This is a genomic window from Moraxella sp. FZFQ2102 (assembly GCF_024137865.1).
Classification (GTDB): domain Bacteria; phylum Pseudomonadota; class Gammaproteobacteria; order Pseudomonadales; family Moraxellaceae; genus Moraxella.
Genome location: NZ_CP099960.1, coordinates 1,175,959 through 1,200,252 on the forward strand (window position 1 = coordinate 1,175,959; position 24,294 = coordinate 1,200,252).

Genomic DNA, 24,294 nt, shown 5'->3' on the forward strand with positions numbered 1-24,294 from the left:
TTATGAAAAAATTTCTACACAGCGCCATCATCAGCGCAGCGATTACAGTTGGCATGACAAATACAGTGACAGGCACTGCGATGGCAAGCACACCAAGCACTGATCATACCAATACTGCCACACAAGTACAAATAAGCACCGCACAGCCGCTGAACTTCAGCCCTTTATTCATCGAATTATCCGATGCGATGAGTGCGCTAAAAAATGGCGATGATAAGAGTGCTATCGCGCATTTACAAGTGATCAAAATCGCCGTGTCCGCCATGCCGATGGATACAGCGCACGCACACAATATCAATACCGCGCTCGATGCCGCGATCAGTACACCAACGGATGCACAGCTATCGGTGGTATCGACAGCGCTGTATGCGGCTGAACAAGCCCAAAATCCTGTGGATCATGACAAGCAGCGTCACAAGTTTGCTGAGCAAATCTTGCCTGCCTATGACAAGATGCTGCCTGTACTGCACGCGATGACGCCACAAGATCCTGCCAGTGTCGATGCAGCGCGCCGTGCTTATGCAGCGTTTAACAGTGTGTGGCTTAGCAATGAGCGCATGGTGCGAAAGGCAAGTATGGCGCATTATGGCGGTATCGAGACGGCGATGGCACTGATGCGTGTCGCCATCGAAAGCACTCCTGCCAACACCGAACTGCTCAGCGCCCAAACCGATGCGCTCAAGGCGCAGCTAGACAGTTTTATTTCAGGTCAAGCGGTGCAGACACAGGCGCAGACGATGAGTTTGGCAGATGCCACACAGCTACTTAAGCAGGGCTTGAGCGCATTCCAAAATCACGATCAGAAGGTAGGCTCGGAGAAAATCGCTGAGTTTATCCGTGTCTGGAGCGGTGTCGAAGGGCAAGTCAGCACGCGTAATCCATCACTGTATGGGCGCATCGAATCACAGCTGCCGATCGTGATGGCACATGGCGATGATCCCAAGCAGCAAGCGGTACTGTCAGACTTGATCGCTGAGCTTGACGCCATCAATCCGACCACCGAATACACCGCGATCGATGCAATGCTGATTTTATTACGCGAAGGATTAGAAGCGCTGCTGATCGTCGTCGCGCTGTTATCCGCCTTGAGTGTCGCTAAGCAAAGCCGTGGCAAGGCGTGGGTCTATGCAGGCGTGGCATCGGGCTTGATCGCAAGCGTGCTTGCTGCCATCGCTCTGCAGTCGCTATTGCCTGCGACATCATCGGGTGCGGGTCGTGAAGTGTTCGAAGGAGTGATCGGTATCATCGCGGTGGTGATGATGATCGGTATCGGTGCGTGGCTGCACAGCAAATCATCAGTGCAGTCGTGGAACGCCTTTATCAAGCGGCACATGGGACAGGCACTGACCACAGGCAGTTTTGTTGGGTTATTTGGCTTGAGTTTCTTATCGGTGTTTCGCGAAGGGGCGGAGACTTTGCTGTTTTATGTGGGGATTTTGCCGAATATCAGCATGACCAATTTTCTGTTTGGTATCATGCTTGCACTTGTGGTGCTTATGGTCGTTGCCTTTGTGATGCTCAAGACTTCTGCCAAATTGCCCATCCCTAAGCTGTTTGCGATTTTGACTTGGGTTATTTACTTTTTGGGCTTTAAAATTTTGGGCGTCAGCATCTTAGCACTACAGCTGACCAATCACTTGCCGCGCCATGTCTTATCTGGTGTGCCTGCGATCGAGTGGGCGGGATTTTATCCGACGCTTGAGAGTATTGGCGCGCAGCTTTTGTATGTGATTTTGATCATTGCGCTGCAGTATTATTTGAAATACAAAACCCATGCCGCCGCCCACGCATGATCGATGATAAAAGCCGTCTTGGACGGCTTTTTGGTATGGATAAGTTGAGATTAAATTGAGAGATCTACTTTATTGCCTGTGATCATTGCCTTGATAAGGTTTTGTTTTTCAACAAAACTCATACCGATGGCGGATAGCACATGGAGCGGGATTAATAGATACAAGCTATTTGCCAAAATCTCATGCAACTCTTGTAGCCACTCTTCACCCCAATAGGCATCAAGCCCCATCAGATATCCTGTGACACCAAGAGCGATAATCACGCCCCACAGTGCAAACATCATCAGCGCGCCAAAAGGGTTATGTCCAAGGTGCGTGCCTTGTTTGCCAAAGCCTGTCAAGTGATTCTTGATACGGCGCGGCGTCGGGAAAAAATCGCTAAAGCGTGCATATTTAGTACCAATAAAGCCCCAAATTAGCCGCGACACCACCAAGGCTGCCACCGCATAGCCGACATATTCATGCCATGTGCTGCCTTCTTCGATCAGCTCGGTCAAATTGACAAAAATACCGATGGCGACAAGCCAATGCGTCAGACGCACCCAGATGTCCCAGACTTTGACAGTTTTAGCGGTTGTGGTGGCAGTGGTGTTCATGGGTTTTACTCTCTTAGATGGCCAGATTATTCGATTTCACTTTTGATGATTTTGCCAGTTTTCATGTCGAAGTACATTTCTACTTTTTTACCTTTTGGGCTTTTGCCGTACAGCTCATAGCAGTTGCCGCTGACTTTGAAATTTTTTACTGTAAAGCCTTTGTTAATCAGTGCTTGCTCAAGGGCTTTTTGGGGAATATGCTCTTTGGCAGGATAGCTTGGGCAAGTGGCAGATGCCAGTGCGCTGGTGCTGGCAATGAGTGTAGCGCAAGCGATGGCAAGGGTTTTGATGTGTTTCATGATATGCTCCCAAATGGAAAAATAAACTTAAGGGTTAAAATATCCACCATGTTTTGGTGTGAGCATAGTATAGGTGAGAAAGCTGAAGATAAGCTGAAGAAATTGAAGAATTTTAAAAAATTTATTTTCTATATACTAAATGATAACGGTTCTAAGAGTGAGAAATATTTGCATCAAAGCCACTTGTATTTTGGTAAAATTTTGCCTAGAATACATCGAATATGGAAACCCAACGATCAAGGAGAGATGATGAAAACTGCCCCATCCACACTTGCCATTGCTCTAGCCTTAGCGGTCAGTGGCACAGCGCACGCCCAGACTTATAGCCAGACAGTGTTTTTCGGTGATAGCCTGACCGATACAGGGCGACTGAAATCGATCGTAACAGGCGTAAATCCTGCTGTCGGCGAGCAGCTACAAAACTCTTTTACCACCAATCCTGATCCTGTATGGGCGACTCATTTGGCAAATAGCTTAGGCACAAGTGCAGATGCTAATACCGCTGCCAATGCAGGTGGCACTAACTATGCCGTCGGCGGCGCGCGCTCATCTGAGACGGTGAGTTGGAACGGTGTGTTCGACATCCCAACGACCAATCAACAAATCCTAACCCACCTTGCCCAAAATCAAGGCAAAGCAGATCCAAATGCACTCTATACCGTGTGGATCGGCTCAAATGACTTAATCGCCGCGGCTAATCCAGCCATCGGTCAGCTTGAAGCTTTAGAAAAAATCACCGCTGCGGTAAAAGCTACCGCCACTGATGTCGCAACACTAAAAGCCACTGGCGCGCAGCATATCTTAGTACCAAATGTGCCTGCTTTGGGTTTGACGCCGCGTGCGATTTATGCCGAAAAAGTTTTGGGCGTAGAAGGGGCGATGGATAAGGCAAATTTGGCAGCAAGCTTGTATAATGAGAATTTGTACAAGGCATTAAATGGTTTGGATGCCAATATCATCCCTGCTAATACCTTTGGGTTATTGCAAGAAGTGACGAGCGATCCGCAGGCGTTCGGCTTTAGCAATACAATGGGCGTGGCGTGTAATATGCCAGCGCGCACAGATAATGAAAACGATCCAGCATCGACATCGCTTGCCTGTACGCCAAATAACTTGGTCGCACCTGATGCCAACCAAACCCATCTGTTCGCCGATGACATTCACCCATCTGGACGCACGCATCAGATCTTGGCAGAATATTATCAATCCCTACTGACTGCGCCTACTGCGATCGGTCAGCTGCCCAATGCCATTTTACAAAGTAGCACCAATGATGCGCAGTCGCTGAACCGCCGTATGAATCAGCTGCCTGTGAGCAAAAACAGCGTCTGGGCAGATGTCAGCGCAAGTGATGTTGATAGCGGTGATGTGAGCACAGATGGTGTTAATCCAAGCGTCACCATCGGTGCAGGCTTTGGTGGTAAGGCATCGCACACAGGCGCGTATGCGAAGTTTGGCAAACAAAATTATCAGCTGGGCACACAGATCGATGCCGATGTCAAAAGCTATGGCGTCGGTGTGTATCATCGCCATGATTTTGATAAGCTGAGCGTTAATCTACAAGCAGGCGTGGATAAGCTTAAAGTTGATACCGATCGCGATATCGCTTGGGCAGGCGCACCACGCACGCACCAAGCTCGTGCCGATGGTACGCGACTGCACGCAGGGGTGCAAGCTGGTCTGATGCTCACGCACGGCGCGTTCAGCTATCGCCCTTATCTTGGGCTGACAGCACAAGAAGTGACGCTGCAGGATTTGGTCGAAGATCAAAGCACGCTTGCCACAGCCCTGCGCTTCTCGAACCAATCGCGCAAATCGCTACAGGGTGAAATCGGCGTCAATGGTGCATATCAAGTCAATGACCGCTACAGCGTGTACGGCGGTGTCGGCTATCTGCATGAGTTCAAGGATGATGATCGCACCGTGCAGGCGCGTCTGCTGTCTTTACCTGCCTATCAGCGCGACTATGGCGTAACTGTCGCGGCAGCTGATACCAGTGGCGTGACCGCGCATTTGGGGCTTGCAGCGAAGCTGAATGATGCGGTGATGCTCAATGCATCAGTTGCGACCAATCAATTAAACAGTGACGAGAAATCACTGACAGGTCTGGTCGGTATCCAAGCGCAGTTTTGATTAACCTGCTTAAATAGCAAAACCTTGCTCAAAATCATGGGCAAGGTTTTTTTAATTTTTATTAATCAATCGTTTAGCATTGCGTTTATGTCAAATCATACCAACACCTGAGATGTCACGGGCAAGCTTGGCGGCGGTATTGTCTGTTAAGCCACAAATAAAGTCCAAAACTGTCATATAGTCTTCGTACAGGCTTTGGCGATTTTCTTTATCAAAGCCCAGTAAATCAAGAGCAAGCGTATGCTTGGTAGATAAGACACTGCCATGATGATGTGCATAGATGGCAGGAATGAATAAATCCAGCAGCGTCGATAGACAGCCAAAGGCAGCGATCTCGGTGGCAAGCTTGCTGTTATGACGGAAGATTTCATCAGCGGCAAGCTTTTTGGACTTATTAAGCATATCTTTAATATCAGGATCGATGACAGCAAGCAGATCTTTATGTTCAAATTTCCCTGTCAGTAGCGCATCATGATGTGTCATAAACGCACGCGTCACTGCTTCGACCGCACGACCGATGGCTGTACCACGCATCGCACCCAGACGCTGTTCGGTGTTTTTGATATTAATCAGCTTATCATAGTCGATGATATTTTTTAATACGCCTTGAAAATCATTGACTGAGATCATCCCCATCTCGACCGCATCTTCTAGGTCTAATAGCGCGTAGCAGATGTCATCTGCCGCTTCCATCAGATAGGATAACGGATGTCTTGCCCAGTGGTCGGTGGCGATTTTTGGTAGATCGAGCGTTTCGCTGATGTGGCGAAATAGCGGCAATTCACTTTGATAAATATTGAATTTTTGCCCTTTGCCTTTGGGATTATCACTTGCCCAAGGATATTTGATCAGCGCGCCGATACTGGCAGCGGTCAGGCGCATACCACCTTGGGATTTATACATTTCAAGGTTTAATACCGTACGCAGACTGTGGGCATTGCCTTCATAAGTGCAGATGTCACTGCGCTGCTTGTCTGTTAAATTTTCTAAATAATGTGCGTGCTTAGGATCGCAGAACCATTCGCGTAATGCCTGCTCGCCTGTATGTCCAAACGGTGGATTGCCCAAATCATGCGCAAGGCACGCCACCTGCACCACCGCACCGATGCTGTTGGCGCTGAAATCTGGTGGCAGTAGTCCTGCATCATACAAAGCAGCGCCGACTTGGTTGCCGATACTGCGTCCGACGCTTGCCACTTCGACGCTGTGCGTTAGGCGGTTGTGCGTGTGGTCAGACTGCGCAAAAGGATGCACCTGTGTTTTGCGCCCAAGCTTACGAAACGCACGGCTGAACACCACGCGATCATAATCGATGTGAAAATTGCTGCGGATGTTATTGCCTGTGGCGGTGGTTTTGGGCAGGATTGCACCATCGATGACGCTAAATCGCGTCGTCGAGAGCCGCGTTTGCCACAGGTCTTTGGCAGTGGTTGTATCGAAATTTGTCGGCATCACATTCCTTGTTTGGGCTGATTATTCCTTCACCGCCATGGTGATGGTGTAGGTTTTGCCTTGTTTGATTTTATCGCTGTTGCCGAACACTTCGGTGAATGAGCGTTTCATAAAATCGCGAAGACCGTTGATGGTGACGACATAAAAACGCGCGCCCGTTTCCATCGCATTGTATGCATCTAATAGGTACAGATAGTGCTGCTCTTTGCTGGCTTTGGCGGGCAGATTGCTCATCACTAGGCTGAATTTGCGATTTTTATCGACATGATAAAAGCCATTCGACAGCATGACTTCAGCATTATTCAGACCATTTTTTTGGCAGTTTAATTTGGCATATTCGACCGCGACAAAGTCCTTGTCAATCAGCAGATGCTGACCGTTTGGGCATTCGCGCGCAGCAGTCATGCCAAGTACGCCATAGCCGCAGCCTAAATCAATCGAATTGTCATCAGCTTGAAAATCAATATAATCAAGCAGCATCAGACTGCCATCATCGAGTTTTTCTGGGCTGAAAATCCCCCAAGTGCTGGTGAAATCAAAGGGCTTGCCAAGCACTTCTTGGCGAAAGGTGATGTCATCGCGCCAGTGTTTGGATTTGGCAAGTAGATCAGGATCGATTTGGTGCATGATGGACTCTTAGAAAAATAAGGGTTGGTAACTATTGAGTAAATTTTAGCACACAATGGCGCGTGTCGCCCAAGATTTTCGCTCAATCGGCATAAGTCAAAATCAGCGGACGGCGACCGATGGCGGTTTCGTTTAAGATTGGCTTGAGACTATCTAGGCGCGCCTTGATGCGATCGGTGGTGGCGCGCGCATAGGCGGCAGCGTCAGGCGTGATGCGCGGGTCGTGTTTACCAAATAAATACGCATCGAGCAGTCGCTCAGCGTGCATTCCATCACGGCAATAATGCAGCACACCGCGATGCTCATCGTCAAACAGCGTGCCGACCGCGCTCATCTCTGCCAAGGCAATGCCAAGCGCACCATCTTCACCGCCTAAGCTGCGAAACAGCGTATCGGTCGGAAAACCACCACAGCCAAGAAACAGCGCACGGCGAAAAATCATATTCCCGCCCACTGTCATCTGTAAAATATCCCAAGCCTTGCCTAAATCAGGATGATCGGCATAGCGCGCAGGCAAATCGATGGCGCGTAGTTTGAGTCGCAGTAGGCTTAAGTTTGGCATCAAGGCAAAGATACTTGGCACGACATCGAGCGCGCCGTTTTCATACGCATCATCAGCATCGATAAAGGCGATGAGCTCAGCACTACTGCACAGCGCGCCGAAATTTCGCGCAAATGCCACGCCGCTATTGGCAGGCAGATGATGGGCGATGATGTTGTCATACTGCTTGGCAAGAGCATCAATGCGTGCTGCGGTATCATCGGTCGAGCCGTCATTGACCAGAATAATGCGCTGACAGGCAGACTGATTCAGCACACTTACCACCGTGCGATCTAGGGTATCGGCAGCGTTATAACAAGGAATGATGACATCAAGGCTTGGGGTGTTGATTGGATTGTTCATATAACTCTTTGAGTTTGTTTATGATTTTTGGAAAATAGCAAGAGATTTTTGGATAAAATCAATTTAGCAAACTAACCACGCGGATGATGTTTGGCGTGCAGATCTTGCAGTCGCTGAGTGGCGACATGGGTATAAATCTGCGTCGTGGACAGATCGCTATGCCCAAGCAAAAGCTGTACACTGCGAAGATCTGCGCCGTGATTGACCAGATGCGTGGCAAAGGCATGGCGCAAAGTGTGCGGCGAAATATCGCTTCTAATCCCTGAGATGCGCGCGTATTTTTTGATGATATGCCAAAAATTATGCCGCGTCATAAAGCCGCCTTGCTCGGTCAAAAACACCGCCTGACAGCGATTGCTATCACCCAGTAAGCTTGCGCGTATTGCCAAATATTCTTCGAGTGCGGTCTGAGCATATTCACCGAGCGGCACAAGGCGTGTCTTATTGCCTTTGCCTGTGATCACGATCCAGCCTGAGTTTAGGTTTAGCATATCCAGTGATAAGCCCACAAGCTCAGAGACACGCAGTCCGCAGGCGTAGAGCACTTCAAGCATCGCCTTGTCACGCGCGCCTAAGATGGTTGTGGTATCGGGGGCGTTTAGCAGGGCATTGACATCATGTTCGCTTAAGGATTTGGGCAGATTTTTGCTAAGCTTTGGTGATTTAAGCTGTTCGGCAGGATTGTCATCGCGCGCGCCTGTGTCGATTTGCCATAAGAAAAATTGCCGCAAGCTTGCCAAACTTCGCGCGATCGAGCGTTCGGATTTGCCTTGCTTGGATAGGTTTTGTAGGTGCAAGCTGACATCGGTGCTGTGCCACTGGGTCAAGGGCGTCGCGGATGTGCGAATACACTGGCGCAGATCTTGGCTGTAGGCGTTGCGCGTGGCGGTCGATAAGCCACGCGAGAGCATCGATGCGCGAAATTGGCTGAGATAATCGGGATCATCATCGCAGATGACGGCGATTTCTTGGCGGGCGGTGGTTGCTTTTGCCATGATGAATGCTGATCAAATTTTGAACAAATTGCAGGCGACTGTCAGGCAAATCAGCCCAATTTCTTGGCAATCACATAGCGATAACTGCCATCATCGAGCGTCTCTTGGCTAACAAGCGTATGTCCCAGATGGCGGCAAAAATTGGGAATATCGCGTGTGGTCGCAGGGTCGGTGGCAAGCACTTCGATATGCTCACCGCCTTGGGCTGTGCGTACGGCTTTGTGCAGTAGCATCACAGGCTCAGGGCAAATCAGCCCTTTGGTGTCTAAAGTGTGGTCGGTCATAACAGTTCCAAAAATGATAATAACTGATTGATTTTAAAAATATTTTGTGAATTAGGCTGCGACTTTTTCTTCCAAAAACGCCAAAAACTTGCGCAGATTCACCCGAAACAAAAACGGCATCCCAAACCATGCAATCATCGCCAAAAACAAGCCCATAAAAAACGCCGTATCCATGCCGCTCATCACAAGGCGAATTAGCGTAAAACCAAGCAAACCCACACCTGTCAATAAAATCATGCTAATAATCGAAAAATCAACGATGCGATAGCGAATCAGCAGCCACGCGTGATACAGGCTCAGCGGCATACTGATACCGATCAGTATGTAGGGCAAATAATGAAATGCATAATAAATCACGCTGCTGTCGCGAAAACTTGCCATGCTCGCGAGCGTGCCGAACGCACAAAATGCAACGATGGCAGCCAAGCCCAAATATACACTGACATTGGCAAGGGTGATGGCGTGGCGGATTTTGGGGATGAGTGTTTGATAAATGGTGGTATTTGGCATAATCTTGGCAGGTTTTGGGTTGGTGATTTGATGGATTTTATTTAAAAATCAAGGATAATTTTTGGGTTAATTGTGTAATTACTTTAAATAATCACACATCTTTGACGCTGTCTTTGTGGTTATTGACATAAATCGCCAGCTCAGGCGCGTAATAATAACCATCGATGAGCAAACACGCCGAAATGTCATCAATCGGCTCGGTAGGCGAGCTGATCCAGCCATTATCCAGAGCGATTTGTCGTGCTTCTTTTGAGCTTAGGCGTTCATCATAGATGAAGACTTTTACCGCTTGGCGGCGTTCGGCAAGGCGGTGCGCCAATCGGCGTGCGAACTTATGCGCACGCTTTGAGAGCATCGACTCTGTGCCGTCCATGTTCAGCGGCAAGCCCACTAGCACTTCGTTGATTTGCCATTCTTGGATGATGCCAAGCAGATTGTCCCAGTCGGGCTGACCGTTGTCCATCGCCAAAATATCAAAGGGGCGCGCGTCGCGGGTGATGCTGTTGCCCAGTGCCATGCCCATTTTTTTCACCCCAAAATCTAGGGCAAGGATCAAAGTCGGTGTCGTCATTAGGCATGCCCCAGTGTATCGACCAGTTTGTTTGGATTGATGCCGATTTTGCCAAGTGCGGCCGCCAAGCGATCTTCGTACGGCAAGCCAAATAAAATCGTCAAATCTGCAGGGCAGATGAACCAATCACCTGCGCGTACTTCATCATCAAGCTGCCCCTTGCCCCAGTTACAAAAACCCATACACAACAGATAATGCCTGATGGCATCTTGGGATAGGTTTTCTAAGATGTCTTTACTGGTGGTTAGGCAGACATTTTCACTGATGACAAAGGATGATTTATAATCAGGCAAACCTGTGTGCAGCACAAAGCCAGCTTCGGGGCGCACAGGGCCGCCGGCGAGCGCAGGCGTGTTCATCGCTGCTTGGCTGACTGGCAAATCAAGCTCAGACAATAGACCGCCGACACTACTGGATAAAGGGTCATTGATGATAAATCCCCATGCACCATCGGTAGTATGGCGACAGATGTAGATGATTTTATCGATGAATCGCTCATCGCGCATCTGCGGTGTCGGAACGAGAAAATGATGAACAAGCTTGTCATTGGGCATCGTGTGCATGATCATTCCTTGTCCGCCTTTGGTTTTTTGCTCTTGGCAGGTGCGGCATCATCGGCACGGTCTGCATGATCGGTGGTGAATTTTTCAAGTTTATCAATCGATGTATTCGCCGTCAGCTCATCGGTGTGGCGGATGTCATCAAGCAGGCTCTTGGCGTGCGCGCGCGTGGCTGCGGTGATATTCACGCCACCGCTCATGCGTGCCAGCTCATCGATCTGTGCTTCATCTGTGATGATACTCATATCGCTCACCGTCTGCTCGCCATGCTCTTTATGCACCAGAATGTGGCGATGGGCAGCAGCAGCGACTTGGGCTTGGTGAGTGATGGCAAGGAGCTGTTGGTGCTTGCCAAGTGTGCGTAATAGCTCACCGACCACTTGGGCAGTACCGCCACTGATACCGACATCCACTTCGTCAAACACCAGCGTCGGGCCGGTTTCACTGCCATCACCCGATGCCATTACCTGCATCACCAGTGCCATGCGCGATAATTCACCGCCTGATGCCACCTTGTGCAAAGGCTGTAGCGGCATACCGACATTGGCACTGAATAATAGGGCAATGTCATATTTGCCATGCTGATTGTACTGATCGCTCGGCTTATCACTAAAGCCAAACTCGCAGCGTGCATTGGGCAGGGCAAGTGGTAGTAGCCGCGCTTCTAGTCGCTCGCAGATGTCAGGGGTGATCGCCATGCGCGCTTGATCAAGCGTATCTGCACACGCCAAATACGCATCATAAGCGTCCTTGACCTTGGCATCCATTGTGTCATTATCAGGCAGACCACCCAGCATATCGAGCTCTTCTTGCCATGCGGCTGCATCACCGATCAGCTCGTCTATCGGCGTGTGATATTTGCTGGATAAGCGATGCGCTAATGAGAGTAGATTATTAAGCTCTTCTAATCGTGCTTCATCGGGCAGCTGCTGCTCGGCATAGTCGGCAAGCTTGGCAGCAGCGTCATTGATCTGCTCTTGGGCAAGAGCAAGCAGCTGACTGCATTCGCTGAAAGTCTTACTGGCAGATGCATTATTATCACAGATGCGCATCGCACGCCCAAGCAGGCTTGCCACCGATGGCGTATCGTCATCATTATCCAGTAGCACCGTCGCTTCGGTCGCCACGCGCATTAAGTTTTCAAGGTTTGATAATTCATCGTATTCAGCTTCCGCTTCAGCGAAATTGACCGCCAATAATGGCTCAATGTCGGCAAGCTTGGCGGATAATAATGCCATGCGATCGGCACGCTGCGCAGATTGGGCTTTGGCGTCGTCGGCTTGTTTTTTGATGGTTTGATAAGCGGTAAAGGCGTCTTTGGTGGCTTGTTTTTCTGCTGACAAGCCACCGATACGATCGAGCCAATCGATGACGAATTGGGGTTTTAATAGCTCAAGCCCTGCGTGCTGTGAGTGGATATTGACAAGGATTGCGCCTAGGCTTTTAAGCTCGCTGATACTGGCTGGCACGCCGTTGATCCATGATTTTGAGCGGCCTTGTGCGCTGATTTTACGGCGGATCAGCAGTGTGTCTTCGTCAAGCTCGCGATCATGTTCGCGAAACCATGCCGCCACTTGCGCATTACCCGTGATGTCAAATTCGCCAAAAACCGACGCTTCGTCACAGCCATGACGCACCATGCCACTGTCAGCGCGTTCGCCAGCGCACAGTGATAATGCGTCCAAAATCAAGGACTTACCTGCACCTGTCTCACCTGTGATGACATTGAACCGCCCATCAAAGCTGATTTCTTTTTTTTCGATCAAGGCAAGATTTTGTAAAGTAAGAGAAACAAGCATGCTAAATCCCATAAATACGCCAACCTTTTATCATAATCAAAGATACCGATTTTGGCAATGGAAAAAATGTTATTCACGGCAGGTTTTGCGCGTCGATACGCCATTTGGTAGGTGAAATTTCTTTACTTTATCCTGAAGTTTTGCCACAATAAGTCAGTTTTTTCATAAAGTACAGCATCATGAGCGACCGCAAGCATTCTAAGTCTTTTTATGACAAATCCATCAAAAATTCTGGCAAAAAACCCCACAGCAAATCAGGCGAGCCGTACAAGGGTAAGGTCTTTAAGGATAAAAAAGACACTAAGCCGAAAAACCCGTATTTTTATGGGATTCACGCGGTGGATATGCTGCTGAAGCGTCGCCCGATCGATGTGCTAAATCTGTTCATCCAAGCGCGCGATGATGGGCAGGTGAGCGATGAGCATACGCGCCTTATGCAGTTGGCGAGTGATTTTGGTATCAGCGTGCAGATGGCACAAAAAGAGCGACTGGCTGAGCTTGCCGACAGTCATCAGCATCAAGGCGTGGTAGCACAAGCGCGCCCCATGCCGATGGCGGATGAGAGTGTGTTGGATACCTTGGCACAAAAAGATAACGCGCTGTTTTTGGTATTAGATCAAATCACCGATGCGCACAATCTGGGCGCGTGCCTGCGCAGTGCCTGTGCGATGGGCGTGGATGCGGTGATCATTCCGCGCCATCAGTCTGCGCCGATCACGCCGACCGTCGCTAAGGTGTCGGTGGGTGCGTCTGAAGTTATTGATGTGGTGGCGGTGACCAATCTTGCGCGCACGCTTGATAAGCTAAAAAAAGCAGGCGTGTTCGTCTTTGGAACAGCGCTCGATGAGACAGCTAAGCCTTTGCATGAGTGTGATTTTGGTGGTAAAGTTGCAATCATCATGGGTTCAGAAGGTGATGGTATGCGCAGACTCACCCAAGAGCTGTGCGATACGCTCGTGTATATCCCGATGGCGAACACGCTTGATCGTCCGCAGAGCTTGAATGTCAGTGTCGCCACTGGCATGGCACTGTATGAAGTGGCACGGCAGCGGTTGGTGTAGTTTGTATTGTTTAAATATTATTTAAAATAAATCATGTTCATACAATGGTTGATGGTGGCGATCGGTGCGGTTTGTGGTGCGACATTGCGCTGGCTGATCGGTCTGTGGCTGACTGGTATGACGACTAAGCTTGCGCTTGCGACACTTGTGGTCAATGTCATCGGTTCGTTGTTGATGGGTGTGCTGATGGCGGTGAGTGTCTCAGATACGCATAAGCTGCTTTGGGTTACGGGGTTTTTGGGCAGTTTTACGACTTTTTCGGCATTTTCTGCCAATGTGCTTGAGATGCTCATTGCCCAAAAATACAGCCAAGCACTACTGATCATCATCCTACATCTGATCGGTGGTGTCACAGCGGCAGCGGTAGGGTTTTATGTGGCGCGCTCATTTGGCTGATTTGCCATGATTTTTCTACATTTTCTAAGAAAAAAGATATGTTCCACATGAAACATATCTTTTTTATTGTCAAATTGCGATCATCAAAACTGTTCAATTTCTTCAGGTCGCAAGAATCGGCATTCGCCCATCTCAAGCCCATCAAGGGTGATGGTGCCGATACTGGCGCGGTGCAGCTCGATGACTTTATTGCCAAAATACGCCATCATGCGCTTGACTTGATGGTACTTGCCTTCGGTCAAAATCAGCACAGCGTGCGTCTCATCGACGAATGACAGCTTGGCAGGGCGCGTTTTTTCGCTTTCGCCTTCTAATAAGATGCCGTTCGCCACTTGCTTGATGGCATGGGCTTGGGCGGCTTCATCCATTGGATCGGCAAGCGTCAGCTCGTAGCGTTTGGGTTGATGGCGTTTTGGACTGGTCACACGGTGCAGCCACGCGCCATCATCGGATAATAGCAGCGCGCCTGTGGTATCGACATCGAGTCTGCCCGCCATGCGCAGGCTTGCCACTTCTGGCACAGCGATCAAATCGGTGACGATCGGATATTCTTTGGCTTTTAGGGTGCATTCAAAGCCGTCTGGCTTATACAACAAAATATAGCGACTGCCTTCAGCGACCGACAGCGGCTCACCTGCCCACAGCACTTCATCATTGGCGACATCGATGTGATGGCTTGAGTCTTTGATGACGATGTCATTGACGGTGATTTCGCCTGCGTGCAAGATTTTTTTGGCATCTTTGCGCGACAGTTCAGTGGCTTTGCTTAAAAATTTATCCAAACGCATAAAAATTTTCCAATCAGTAAACTTATGCCTAGTGTAGCATAAATCGACAAAATATGGGAAAATGACAGCATCTTTACCATCAATATCAATACCGTGAGCTACCAAACCCCAAGTGCGCCGTGTGATGCGGTCTATGAAATCAAAAAAAGCGAATTTCTTGCCTTTGCCTACCCGATCGACAGTCGTGAGCAGGCGATGGACCATGTCGCCAAGCTGCGTGCGCGTTATCCCGATGCGCGCCATCACTGCTTTGGCTATATCATCGGCGATCCGAATAACACCACGAGCGCAGGCTTTGATGATGACGGCGAGCCAAACGGCACAGCAGGCAGACCAATTTTGAATGTCTTACAGCATAAGGCGATTGGTAATTGTATCATCGTTGTTGTGCGTTATTTTGGGGGGATTAAGCTTGGTGCAGGCGGCTTGACGCGTGCTTATGGGACGGTGGCGCAGATGGCGGTGGATCAGATGGTACTGACCACTTTTATCCCAAAATCAGTGCTTATGATCGCGACAAGCTTTGCTCATGAAGCACAAGTGCGCTATCTGATCGGTGCGGCAGCAGGCGAGATCAGCGCGGTCGATTATGCGGCGGATGTGATGATCACAGCACAATTGGACACCGCTAAGGTGGATGAGTTTGTGGCAAGCTTGGGTGTATATGGAGCGGTGGTTGAGTAGGTTTATTTTAAGTAGCTAGATTAATTAATATGATAAATTAGTAGGGTGCGGCATCCGCACCAATACACCAAAAGTATTTGATCTTTATGATAAAATCTTCAAAAATCCGTTACTTTTCGACAAGCTGAAGGACGAACGGTTTTTGAAGTTCTTTGATATCAATTCGCATAATTCACAATTTTAAACACAAATCATCATAAACCCCAAAAGCAAAAGCCACAAGTTTTCACCTGTGGCTTTTTGGTGCATTTCCTGCAGTTTCCTTACGAGTCATCCGTGTAACAGCGTTTCATCCATGCCGACACACCCTGTGTCACTTTCCTGTGCTGTTGGGTGTATTATGCCAAAACTGGCTGTGTGCGAAAAGTGGCAAATTTCGCCAATATTTGTAAGAAATTTCGTACACAGCTTTGGACATCGTACGCCATCACGCCACCGCCACACCAAATGCCTTGCCGATCAGCGCTGTCGCCGCCATCGCAAAAACACCCCAAATCAGCACACGCGCCATCGCTGGCACAACGCGCGCACCGCCGAGTTTGGCTGAAGTGTAGCCAAGCAGTGCCAAACCTACTAAAGTCGTCCCTGCCAAAATCACCCCCAAATCCGTGCCGAATTTTGCACCCAACCACAGGCTGATCAGTGGCAGTACTGCCCCGATGATAAAGGATGCTGCCGATGCCATCGCTGCTTCTAAGGGTTTGGCGGATAAGGCATCACTCAGACCGATCTCATCGCGTGCGTGCGCTTCGAGCGCGTCATGCTTGGTGAGTGCGACCGCGACCTGATGCGCAAGATCATCATCCAGACCGCGTGCCTTATAGATATTGGTCAGCTCGACAAGCTCACGCTCAGGATTGTGCTTAAGCTCGTAGGCTTCTTTGGCAAGGTCGCTTTTTTCGGTGTCGGCTTGGGATGATACCGAGATGTATTCGCCTGCCCCCATCGACAGTGCACCGCCGATGATCGCCGCCAATGCTGTTAAGGTCAAAACATCCATGCTTGCCTGACCTGCAACCATACCCATCAGCAGACTGGCTGTCGAGATTAGACCGTCATTTGCGCCTAGGACGCCTGCGCGCAGCCAGTTATTGCGCGAGCTAAGATGCGGTTCTGAATGTGCTGAGTACATAGGATTTCACTTATTAACTATTGTGGATGCCCTTATTATACGCCACGCCGATGTTACACGCACCAATATTTTATTTTTAAATTTTACTTAATAATAACTCTATTTTGTGCCCAAATTCTTATCCAAGAGTGATTCTTGTTCAAGAGCGTGTTGCAATTTTATCCAACGATCAGAAAAATTACTTGACGATAGTTATATAATAATATAACATTATGTGATTTTTATCACAAACTTAATACAATTTTGAAATAATTGTTATACTTTATCAAATCATCAAGGAATAAATCATGCAAAAACACTCATGGCAACTCACCCCATTGCTGCTGGCGATGGCAACCGTATTGGCGATGCAAGGTGCGCACGCTGATGATGACGCAGTCCAAGCAGTATCCGAGATGGCGCCCAAAACAGCGGATACACCGACAGTGATGCTCGATGCCGAAGAGATCGTGGTGCAGCGTGGCGCGCGTGTTCATAGTGCGTTTGGCGGTGCGAAGCCATCGGATATCGTGGTCACAGCCGATCAGCTGCGCAGCCGTGCGGCGACTTTGGGTGATGCGCTGTCAGGCGAGTTGGGCGTGCGTTCAAGCCACTTTGGTGGTGGTGCGTCTGCGCCAATCATTCGTGGGCAAGAGGGTAAGCGATTGAAGATTTTGCAAAATGGCAGTGATGTCATCGACATGGCAAGCCTATCGCCTGATCATGCGGTGATGGTCGATCCGCTGTTGGCAGGGCAAGTTGAGATCGTGCGCGGTCCAAGTACTTTATTGTACAGCTCGGGCAATGTCGCAGGTCAGATTAATGTGGTCGATGATGTGATCTTGGATCATGTGCCAGATGCACCGACAGGCGATGCGACGCTGCGCTTTAATACAGGCAGTGATGAGAAAGTGGCAAGCGTCGGTGTGTCACTGCCGATCGGTTCACAAGTAGCAATCAGCGCCAAGGGTATCACGCGCCGCGCGAACGATTATCAGACGCCTGAATATCAGCGTTATCAATTTGACAATGAAAAAGCACTCAAAGAGCATTTGGCAGCGCCTGAGAATCTGGCAAGCTTAGAATCAGAATATCAGCACTGGCTTGCCAATCATCATCAACAGCCGTATTTTCGTTATCGTCCTGCCAATGAGCGACATTTCATCCGCAGCGAATCGCAGTATCTGGAACAAAAGCAGCGTTATACTGATGCCATCGTAACGCCTAAGCATTTAGATTATCTGCCTGACAGCTGGGCGAATGCTGATGCGCTGTCACTGGGCGTATCGTGGGTGGGCACATCAGGATATGTGGGCGCATCGGTGAGTCATCGCGAAGATGAATACGGCTTACCTGCGCACAATCCGATGTACGAAGGCTGTGGCGCGTATGTCATCTCACCTGCGTCCGAGCGCGACAAGCCTTATCTGATGAGCTATCCGCAGCTGATGGGCGAAGATGATGTCAATTATCTCAATCCGCGCGCCGACTGCCTACAGGCTGAAGTGTTCGACTCCAGTGGTGGGCATACACACAGCACCAAAGAACACACGCACGGCGCACCGCACATCACGCTGACCAATCGCCGATATGATCTTAAAGGTGAGCTGTACGATCCGATCGCAGGCATCAATACGGTAAAACTATCGGTAGGACACAGTGATTATCAGCACCAAGAAAAAGAAGGCGACACCATCAGCAGTGATTTTAAAAATAAAGCCACGACAGCACGGTTGGAAATGATCCAAACACCAACTGAGAAACTCTCAGGCACTTGGGGTGTGCGCTATTTGACATCCAAAAACAGTGCGCTGTCACCGAGTATCGCCAAAGGTCGGCAGACACTGGGTGAGAACCGTACGGATAATATCGCCTTGTTTGGCTTGCAGCAATACGAACTGAGCGATGCGCTAAGCCTGCAGGCATCGGCACGCGCCGAACGCCAGCGCATTAAGATGGATTATGATCTTGATAAGATCACAAGCGTCATGCAGCCAGTGCCGAACCGCTACAACAGCTCATACATCGACGCTGCCAACCAAAAACGCGCCGAGCATTTAGCCCAAGCACTCAATGACACCAAAGCCAATCAAGACACTGCCTATTCTTATGCACTGGGTGCAACTTGGAAATTTGCCCCTAAGCACAGACTAACCGTGACGGCATCGCACCAAGAACGCTTGCCCAACGCCCAAGAACTGTACACGCATGGTGCGCATTTAGCGACCAATTCATTTGAAGTGGGGAATAAGAATTTAACCAAAGAAAAGTCGAATAACCTTGAGATCGCGTTGGATTATCAAGGGGAGAAATTGGATTATCAATTGGCGGCGTATCATTATGATTTTGATAATTATATTTACTTACAGACGCTCAATGCATCACTGGGCAATAGTGCGGTGATCGCGCCTTATTCCTTGAGAATCAACCGCTACAGCCAAGCCAAAGCCAAGTTCTCTGGCTTAGAAGGTAGTATCGGCTATCAGTTCACGCCTGTGTATCATGCGTCACTGTTTGGCGATGTCATCACAGGCAAGCTGACCGATTTGCCTGATGAAGTGGTCGCTTATGATAATTGGACGGATGAAAGAACCTACGCTGCCCAAGTAGATCGCTACACCCCGCGCCTACCGCCAGCACGATTGGGCGCGCGTATCAAGGCAGATGTCGCCGATGGTGTGTCGGGCGAGCTTGAGTATTATCATGTCTTTGACCAAAATAAACTGTCAAAATTCGAGCAGCCGACCCAAGGGCATCATATGCTCAATCTTGGCGTGAATTATCGTAACGATTGGGGCGCAGGCGAGTATGAACTGTTCTTGCGCGGCAATAACCTGCTCGATGAGCCTGTGTATGCGCACGAGACTTTTTTGCCCTACATTCCGCAGATGGGGCGTAATTTTAGCCTAGGCGCGACTTATCGCTTTTAAGTGTGCGACCAAAAAATCGGAGTGTGATGCTTCGATTTTTTTGTGTAAATTTGGGGTGATGTGATAAGAAATCCGCTTGAGTTTTGATAAGATTTGGTGAATAATAAAGGTGAAAAGATGGGATTTTTTCAACAGGTCAATCAAGCAAAGGAGTCAGACAATGAAAAGCGTTGAACATTATCAAGCGGCGCTCTTGAGCCTAAAACAAGAATACCAAGCGCGCATCGAGAAAATCAAAGATCGCATTGCCCACCCAGAAGATAACAGCAATCAAGACTGGGATGATCAAGCCGTCGCCGCCACGCGTGATGAGATGCGCATGAAGCTTGTGCAGGAAGCCGAAGAAGGTCTCACCCAAGTCAATGCAGCACTACGCCGTATCGAAGAAGGTGGCTATGGGGTGTGTAGCGAGTGCGGCGAAGACATCGAAGAAGGGCGATTGGATGCAGTGCCATTTGCAACTTTGTGCGTGGCTCATGCTAAGTGAGTGATGATAAAAATGCGGCTGATGGGTCGCATTTTTATTGCTCATTTCACTGAGCGATTAGTGGGTTTGTGCTGTGCTCTGTTGGTGGATTTTGGCGTTAAACGGCAATATCATGAAGCACAAAAAACAAAAGCACAGCTTTAATAAACCGTGCTTTTATTGATTAATCGCGCAAATTTAATCTGCTTGGCTGCGTAGATACTGCGCCAACAATGCCACAGGGCGACCTGTTGCGCTATTGGTGCTGCCACTCTTCCATGCTGTGCCTGCGATGTCTAAGTGCGCCCATGCTTGATTTTCTTTGATAAAGCGCTGCAAGAAGCACGCCGCAGTCACTGAACCAGCTTCACGGCCGCCGATGTTTTGGACATCTGCGATTTTTGAGTTCAGCTGTTCGTTGTAGCTATCGTCCAGTGGCATATGCCACACCAGATCATTGGTAAATTCGCTCGCACTTTCTAGGGCGAACAGTAGATCTTCATCATTACTGTACAGACCTGAGCGCACGCTGCCCAAGGCGATCACGCACGCGCCTGTTAAGGTTGCGGTATCGATGATGGCTTTTGGCTTGTAGTTTTCTTGGACATAGCACAGCGCATCGCACAGCACCAAGCGACCTTCGGCATCGGTATTCAGCACTTCGACGCTCATGCCATTCATCGCTGTGACTACATCACCGGGGCGAGTGGCGCGCGCCGATGGCATATTTTCAGCACAAGCCAGTACCGCCACGACATCGATGGCAAGATTTGCTTCTGCGATGGCTTTGATGGTACCTAGAATCGATGCAGCACCGCCCATGTCAAATTTCATCTCTTCCATGCCGGCAGCAGGCTTTAATGAAATACCACCTGTATCAAAGGTCAGACCCTTGCCCACCAGTGCGATCGGGTTCGACAGGCGCGATTTTTTGCCAGCGCGACCAGTTTTGCCATAGTATTCGATGACGGCGAGTTTGCCTTCTTCGTCTGAGCCTTGCGAGACGGCGAGAAAGCAACCCATGCCCATTTTTTGCATTTCTTTTTCGCCAAGGATGCTGACGCTGATCTTTTCGGCGTAGTCTTTGGCGAGCTGTTTTGACTTTTTTGCCAGTTCAGATGGCGTTAGGACATTCGGTGCTTCGTTGGCGACATCGCGCGCGACGCTCACTCCTTTGGCAGTAGCAAGCACGAACGCTAGCGCGGCTTGATAGGCGTCAAGCTCATCACGGTTTGAGATGATGGTGATGTCTTTGATGGCGTCGCTGTCGGCAGCTTTTGCCTTGTGATGATCGAAGCGATAGCTTGCAGCAAGTAGCGCAAGACCAAACTGTGTAAAGTGCTTGTGGCAGATGGTATCACCCCATAGGATCACCGCGCGCGGTGCGTTTTTGATCGCGGTATAGGTGGCAGCAGCGACTTTGGCGATATTACCCGCAAGCTTATCAAGCTTACCCACGCCGATCACGGTCAGCACAGGCAGCTCTTTGGCGTGAATGGCATAATCAGTCACACTCTCGCCAAGACCACCCTTGAAGCTGCTTTGGCTGATCAGATCTTGGGCGCGTGTAAGATATTCGGCATCACCCAAGCCACCAAGCACAGTGCCGTCATCGGTCACATAGGCGATGATGGTCGGTATGGGGTTGTTTTTGGTGGCTTTTTTGGCGGTGTATTCTGTCTGAACAGACACGCTGAGCGCGATATTTGGCATGATCATTCCTTAGGTTTATTTTATAAATATCGAGAAAAATACTCGATGGCGATGGGTTTAGTGTAGCATAATTTTTGGGTCTAGCAACTTAAAAATCACAACGAGTTTGTAAAATCTGAATCAGGCTGCCTGACAGACGATCCATTCAGTTGCCAATTGGTTTGGCGATTAATGAATGATGAAAATAAACTTGCCAAATCGCTTAAAACTACCGCGATTTTTTGGTATGATAAGCGGTTTATCTTATTGAATTTTTGGAATCGTATTTGTGATTTTGCGTCGCTATCTGACCAATCAAGTTGCTATCACCACCGCCTTAGTTGTCGGTTTTTTGGTGGTGATGCTGCTTGGCGGTCGTTTAATTCGCTATTTTGGCATGGCGGCAGAAGGCGGCTTGGATGTCAGTGTGCTGTTTAGCCTGATTGGTTATAATTTGCCGTATTTTCTTGAGCTGATTTTGCCTTTGTCATTTTTCATCGGCTTGATGTTGGTGCTTGGGCGACTTTATACCGATCATGAGATGGCGGTGATTAATAGCAGTGGTATCAGTCGTGGGCGATTGGCACGGATGCTGTCGATGCTTGTGATCGTGATGATGCTGATCGAAGCAGCGATCACGCTATTTGCCAAGCCATGGGGCATGGAGCGCGCGACCAATATCTGGACTGAGCAGTCGATGACGCAGGTGTTCGACATCATTCAGCCCAAGCAGTTCATCAGTAGCGGCGATTATCATCTGTATGTCAATGAAATCGGCGCGCGCCGTGAGTCGCTGCATGATGTCATCGTCGTGCAGATGCCCAAGGACAAGGCAAGCGCACCGATCGCTCACCAAGAGCTACAAGGCGATGACGCGGCTGCCTTACAGAATATTCCAGAGAATTATAAAAGCCAATACGATTCGCTGATTTTCGCGCGCTCTGCCACCCAAGTCGCAAGCTCGGACGGCTCAATCCAGCTGGATCTGCACCAAGGTCGCCGCTATGAAGTCGATCCGCTGACACGCCGCTATAGCCAAATCGGCTTTGAACGCTATCGCATCACCATCGCAACAGGCGCACTGCCTGATACCGAAGCGATGCGCATCGAAGGCATCGCCACGCCATCACTGATCGGCATGATCACAGGCGACATCAGCCGTGAGAATGTCAATGAAGCCTATGCTGAGCTTGGCTATCGGCTGAGTCTGCCGTGGATGATGCTGCTTGCGGTGATGCTTGCGACACCACTGTCCTATGTGCGTCCGCGCCAAGGCAGATGGCTAAAGCTTGTGCCTGCTTTGTTTATTTACATTGCTTGTGTGATGGTGATTATTTCGCTCAAAGACACCGTGTCCAAAGGCAAAATCTCGGTCGCAATCTACCCTGTAGCGATCGTGCTGATGTTCGCTTTTGCACTGTATTTGAATTATCATGAACGCCTGATGGCAAGAATGCGCCTAAGTCGCCATACCAGTGAGAAGTTATCATGAAAGCTTGGCTATTACCCCGATATGTGATGCGTTCGGCGCTGCTTTCGATGACGGCGGCGGTGATTGGCTTGTGGCTTTTGCAGATTCTGTTTGCGTATTTGGCAGAGATTGAAGATGTCAGTGATACTTATACGCTGATGGATGCGATGACCTTTATTTATTATCGCGCGCCGTATTTTTTGACGCAGTTTTTGCCGACTGGGACGCTGCTTGGCGCGGTGGTGGGCTTGGGTTTGCTTGCTAATCACAGTGAGCTTGTGGTGATGCGTGCAGCAGGTTTGAGCATTTATCGCATCATCGGCTGGGTGATGATTCCTGCGATGTTGTTTGTGCTGATTTCGCTTGGCGTGGGGCAGTTTGTCGTGCCAAGTGCCAATCATCAAGCGTCTTTGGTGGGCAAAAACCAAACCGATCAGCGGCTGATTACCATCAATGGCTACTGGACGGTCAATCAGCATGACAAGACCGAAGACATCACCTACATCAGCTATGCCGATAGCGATGGCAAGCTCGGTGAAGTCAAGCGTTATCAGCGTATCGATGGCAATCTGACCACAGTGATGCGCGCCCAAAGCGGTGTGTATCAACCACAAGCCGATGCGGGCGGTCGCTATACTTGGCAGCTTAATAACATCAATCATCTGAGCATTCATCCGACAGGTGTCAGCCAAAGCCACAGCGATTATGCGACCTTATCTTTGCCGCTTGCGCCGATGGACATTTATCTACTCACGCGTGACCCTGAAGAGCTGTCGATGACTGATCTGTACGCGCATCGTCAGCTGATGAAAAGCCAAGGCACGCGCTCGCTTCGTCATGAAGTCACCTTTTGGCAAAAGCTGTTCATGCCGTTCTCGGTGCTGTCATTGGTACTGCTTGCATCGTCCTTTGTCTTTGGTTCATTGCGATCCCAAAGCTTGGGTTTGCGCATTGTCTTGGCATTATTAACAGGGCTATTGTTCAGTTATTTGACCGATTTGGTAGGCTTTATCGCGTTGGCAACTGGATTTTCGCCGATGTTGATGGCGTTTTTGCCCATTGTCATCAGTGCATTGGCAGGCGTGTATTTATTGAATAAGCGTTCTGGCTAAGAAGATAAGTTGTTGATTTGAAAATAAAGCAATCTTTTGGTATCAAGATTGCTTTTTTTG

At 49.3% G+C, this 24,294-nt stretch carries 23 protein-coding genes; 9 read left to right on the forward strand and 14 right to left on the reverse strand.

The genetic code is table 11. The features are described 5' to 3' along the window. The first annotated feature begins 2 nt into the window (after window positions 1–2). On the forward strand, window positions 3–1,793 hold the full coding sequence (locus tag NGM44_RS05580; RefSeq protein ID WP_253222762.1) for an FTR1 family protein: 1,791 nt from the start codon (window positions 3–5) through the stop codon (window positions 1,791–1,793). A 50-nt stretch (window positions 1,794–1,843) separates the two neighbouring features. On the opposite strand, the gene NGM44_RS05585 is transcribed toward NGM44_RS05580, so the two are convergent. After that, window positions 1,844–2,389 (reverse strand): cytochrome b/b6 domain-containing protein, encoded by a 546-nt coding sequence (locus NGM44_RS05585; protein WP_253222763.1) that lies wholly within the window; start codon window positions 2,387–2,389, stop codon window positions 1,844–1,846. Between the two features lie 26 nt (window positions 2,390–2,415). Further along, on the reverse strand, window positions 2,416–2,688 hold the full coding sequence (locus NGM44_RS05590; RefSeq protein WP_253222764.1) for a PepSY domain-containing protein: 273 nt from the start codon (window positions 2,686–2,688) through the stop codon (window positions 2,416–2,418). A gap of 246 nt (window positions 2,689–2,934) precedes the next feature. On the opposite strand from NGM44_RS05590, the gene NGM44_RS05595 reads away from it, so the two are divergent. Continuing rightward, window positions 2,935–4,821: an autotransporter domain-containing protein gene (locus NGM44_RS05595; protein WP_253222765.1), complete on the forward strand. Its 1,887-nt coding sequence runs from the start codon at window positions 2,935–2,937 to the stop codon at window positions 4,819–4,821. A gap of 90 nt (window positions 4,822–4,911) precedes the next feature. Here NGM44_RS05595 and NGM44_RS05600 read toward each other — a convergent pair whose 3' ends face one another. The 9 genes from NGM44_RS05600 to recN form a co-directional block, all read right to left on the reverse strand. Beyond that, window positions 4,912–6,273, reverse strand: a complete 1,362-nt coding sequence (locus tag NGM44_RS05600; RefSeq protein ID WP_253222766.1) for a deoxyguanosinetriphosphate triphosphohydrolase — start codon at window positions 6,271–6,273, stop codon at window positions 4,912–4,914. 21 nt (window positions 6,274–6,294) lie between these two features. Continuing rightward, window positions 6,295–6,900 carry a class I SAM-dependent methyltransferase gene (locus tag NGM44_RS05605; RefSeq protein WP_253222767.1) on the reverse strand — a complete coding sequence of 202 codons (606 nt, stop codon included), beginning with the start codon at window positions 6,898–6,900 and terminating at the stop codon, window positions 6,295–6,297. 82 nt (window positions 6,901–6,982) lie between these two features. After that, the gene (locus NGM44_RS05610; RefSeq protein ID WP_253222768.1) at window positions 6,983–7,804 is read right to left on the reverse strand and encodes a glycosyltransferase family 2 protein; all 822 of its coding nucleotides are present in this window, start codon (window positions 7,802–7,804) and stop codon (window positions 6,983–6,985) included. A gap of 71 nt (window positions 7,805–7,875) precedes the next feature. Next, window positions 7,876–8,799, reverse strand: coding sequence for a site-specific tyrosine recombinase XerD (gene xerD / locus NGM44_RS05615; protein ID WP_253222769.1), 924 nt, complete (start codon window positions 8,797–8,799; stop codon window positions 7,876–7,878). Window positions 8,800–8,849: 50 nt separating this feature from the next. Beyond that, a complete protein-coding gene (gene tusA / locus NGM44_RS05620) occupies window positions 8,850–9,083 on the reverse strand; it encodes a sulfurtransferase TusA (RefSeq protein WP_253222770.1) in 234 nt (77 codons plus the stop codon). Between the two features lie 51 nt (window positions 9,084–9,134). Beyond that, window positions 9,135–9,593, reverse strand: coding sequence for a hypothetical protein (locus NGM44_RS05625; RefSeq protein ID WP_253222771.1), 459 nt, complete (start codon window positions 9,591–9,593; stop codon window positions 9,135–9,137). A gap of 91 nt (window positions 9,594–9,684) precedes the next feature. Further along, window positions 9,685–10,164: a Holliday junction resolvase RuvX gene (ruvX, locus tag NGM44_RS05630; RefSeq protein WP_253222772.1), complete on the reverse strand. Its 480-nt coding sequence runs from the start codon at window positions 10,162–10,164 to the stop codon at window positions 9,685–9,687. Further along, window positions 10,164–10,727 (reverse strand): YqgE/AlgH family protein, encoded by a 564-nt coding sequence (locus tag NGM44_RS05635; RefSeq protein ID WP_371923462.1) that lies wholly within the window; start codon window positions 10,725–10,727, stop codon window positions 10,164–10,166. The genes ruvX and NGM44_RS05635 overlap by 1 nt, the downstream gene beginning before the upstream one ends. Window positions 10,728–10,729: 2 nt before the next feature. Beyond that, on the reverse strand, window positions 10,730–12,523 hold the full coding sequence (gene recN, locus NGM44_RS05640; RefSeq protein ID WP_253222773.1) for a DNA repair protein RecN: 1,794 nt from the start codon (window positions 12,521–12,523) through the stop codon (window positions 10,730–10,732). 179 nt (window positions 12,524–12,702) lie between these two features. Here recN and rlmB point away from each other — a divergent pair, with 179 nt between their 5' ends. Both rlmB and crcB read left to right on the forward strand, forming a co-directional pair. After that, on the forward strand, window positions 12,703–13,584 hold the full coding sequence (gene rlmB / locus NGM44_RS05645) for a 23S rRNA (guanosine(2251)-2'-O)-methyltransferase RlmB (RefSeq protein ID WP_253222774.1): 882 nt from the start codon (window positions 12,703–12,705) through the stop codon (window positions 13,582–13,584). Between the two features lie 33 nt (window positions 13,585–13,617). Continuing rightward, entirely contained in the window at window positions 13,618–13,980 is a 363-nt protein-coding gene (gene crcB, locus NGM44_RS05650; protein WP_253222775.1) for a fluoride efflux transporter CrcB, read from the forward strand. Between the two features lie 83 nt (window positions 13,981–14,063). Here the strand turns inward: crcB and NGM44_RS05655 are convergent, their stop codons facing one another. Next, a complete protein-coding gene (locus NGM44_RS05655; protein WP_253222776.1) occupies window positions 14,064–14,768 on the reverse strand; it encodes a pseudouridine synthase in 705 nt (234 codons plus the stop codon). Between the two features lie 93 nt (window positions 14,769–14,861). On the opposite strand from NGM44_RS05655, the gene NGM44_RS05660 reads away from it, so the two are divergent. Then, entirely contained in the window at window positions 14,862–15,452 is a 591-nt protein-coding gene (locus NGM44_RS05660) for a YigZ family protein (RefSeq protein ID WP_253222777.1), read from the forward strand. 427 nt (window positions 15,453–15,879) lie between these two features. Here NGM44_RS05660 and NGM44_RS05665 read toward each other — a convergent pair whose 3' ends face one another. Beyond that, entirely contained in the window at window positions 15,880–16,584 is a 705-nt protein-coding gene (locus tag NGM44_RS05665) for a VIT family protein (protein WP_253222778.1), read from the reverse strand. A 287-nt stretch (window positions 16,585–16,871) separates the two neighbouring features. Here NGM44_RS05665 and NGM44_RS05670 point away from each other — a divergent pair, with 287 nt between their 5' ends. After that, window positions 16,872–19,493 carry a TonB-dependent receptor gene (locus NGM44_RS05670; RefSeq protein ID WP_253222779.1) on the forward strand — a complete coding sequence of 874 codons (2,622 nt, stop codon included), beginning with the start codon at window positions 16,872–16,874 and terminating at the stop codon, window positions 19,491–19,493. A gap of 160 nt (window positions 19,494–19,653) precedes the next feature. Then, a complete protein-coding gene (locus NGM44_RS05675; RefSeq protein WP_253222780.1) occupies window positions 19,654–19,980 on the forward strand; it encodes a TraR/DksA family transcriptional regulator in 327 nt (108 codons plus the stop codon). Between the two features lie 177 nt (window positions 19,981–20,157). Here NGM44_RS05675 and NGM44_RS05680 read toward each other — a convergent pair whose 3' ends face one another. Continuing rightward, window positions 20,158–21,672 (reverse strand): leucyl aminopeptidase, encoded by a 1,515-nt coding sequence (locus NGM44_RS05680; RefSeq protein WP_253222781.1) that lies wholly within the window; start codon window positions 21,670–21,672, stop codon window positions 20,158–20,160. A 268-nt stretch (window positions 21,673–21,940) separates the two neighbouring features. Between NGM44_RS05680 and lptF the strand changes: the two genes are divergently transcribed. Both lptF and lptG read left to right on the forward strand, forming a co-directional pair. Next, entirely contained in the window at window positions 21,941–23,143 is a 1,203-nt protein-coding gene (gene lptF, locus NGM44_RS05685; RefSeq protein ID WP_253222782.1) for an LPS export ABC transporter permease LptF, read from the forward strand. After that, entirely contained in the window at window positions 23,140–24,234 is a 1,095-nt protein-coding gene (gene lptG / locus NGM44_RS05690) for an LPS export ABC transporter permease LptG (protein ID WP_253222783.1), read from the forward strand. Before lptF ends, lptG begins: the two co-directional genes overlap by 4 nt. Window positions 24,235–24,294: the final 60 nt, after the last annotated feature.

Excerpts from the sequence above, each read along its gene's own strand:
- NGM44_RS05580 (WP_253222762.1), top strand. The coding sequence starts at position 3 with ATGAAAAAATTTCTACACAGCGCCATCATCAGCGCAGCGATTACAGTT.
- NGM44_RS05585 (WP_253222763.1), bottom strand. The coding sequence starts at position 2,389 with ATGAACACCACTGCCACCACAACCGCTAAAACTGTCAAAGTCTGGGAC.
- NGM44_RS05590 (WP_253222764.1), bottom strand. The coding sequence starts at position 2,688 with ATGAAACACATCAAAACCCTTGCCATCGCTTGCGCTACACTCATTGCC.
- NGM44_RS05595 (WP_253222765.1), top strand. The coding sequence starts at position 2,935 with ATGATGAAAACTGCCCCATCCACACTTGCCATTGCTCTAGCCTTAGCG.
- NGM44_RS05600 (WP_253222766.1), bottom strand. The coding sequence starts at position 6,273 with ATGCCGACAAATTTCGATACAACCACTGCCAAAGACCTGTGGCAAACG.
- NGM44_RS05605 (WP_253222767.1), bottom strand. The coding sequence starts at position 6,900 with ATGCACCAAATCGATCCTGATCTACTTGCCAAATCCAAACACTGGCGC.
- NGM44_RS05610 (WP_253222768.1), bottom strand. The coding sequence starts at position 7,804 with ATGAACAATCCAATCAACACCCCAAGCCTTGATGTCATCATTCCTTGT.
- xerD (WP_253222769.1), bottom strand. The coding sequence starts at position 8,799 with ATGGCAAAAGCAACCACCGCCCGCCAAGAAATCGCCGTCATCTGCGAT.
- tusA (WP_253222770.1), bottom strand. The coding sequence starts at position 9,083 with ATGACCGACCACACTTTAGACACCAAAGGGCTGATTTGCCCTGAGCCT.
- NGM44_RS05625 (WP_253222771.1), bottom strand. The coding sequence starts at position 9,593 with ATGCCAAATACCACCATTTATCAAACACTCATCCCCAAAATCCGCCAC.
- ruvX (WP_253222772.1), bottom strand. The coding sequence starts at position 10,164 with ATGACGACACCGACTTTGATCCTTGCCCTAGATTTTGGGGTGAAAAAA.
- NGM44_RS05635 (WP_371923462.1), bottom strand. The coding sequence starts at position 10,727 with ATGCACACGATGCCCAATGACAAGCTTGTTCATCATTTTCTCGTTCCG.
- recN (WP_253222773.1), bottom strand. The coding sequence starts at position 12,523 with ATGCTTGTTTCTCTTACTTTACAAAATCTTGCCTTGATCGAAAAAAAA.
- rlmB (WP_253222774.1), top strand. The coding sequence starts at position 12,703 with ATGAGCGACCGCAAGCATTCTAAGTCTTTTTATGACAAATCCATCAAA.
- crcB (WP_253222775.1), top strand. The coding sequence starts at position 13,618 with ATGTTCATACAATGGTTGATGGTGGCGATCGGTGCGGTTTGTGGTGCG.
- NGM44_RS05655 (WP_253222776.1), bottom strand. The coding sequence starts at position 14,768 with ATGCGTTTGGATAAATTTTTAAGCAAAGCCACTGAACTGTCGCGCAAA.
- NGM44_RS05665 (WP_253222778.1), bottom strand. The coding sequence starts at position 16,584 with ATGTACTCAGCACATTCAGAACCGCATCTTAGCTCGCGCAATAACTGG.
- NGM44_RS05670 (WP_253222779.1), top strand. The coding sequence starts at position 16,872 with ATGCAAAAACACTCATGGCAACTCACCCCATTGCTGCTGGCGATGGCA.
- NGM44_RS05675 (WP_253222780.1), top strand. The coding sequence starts at position 19,654 with ATGAAAAGCGTTGAACATTATCAAGCGGCGCTCTTGAGCCTAAAACAA.
- NGM44_RS05680 (WP_253222781.1), bottom strand. The coding sequence starts at position 21,672 with ATGCCAAATATCGCGCTCAGCGTGTCTGTTCAGACAGAATACACCGCC.
- lptG (WP_253222783.1), top strand. The coding sequence starts at position 23,140 with ATGAAAGCTTGGCTATTACCCCGATATGTGATGCGTTCGGCGCTGCTT.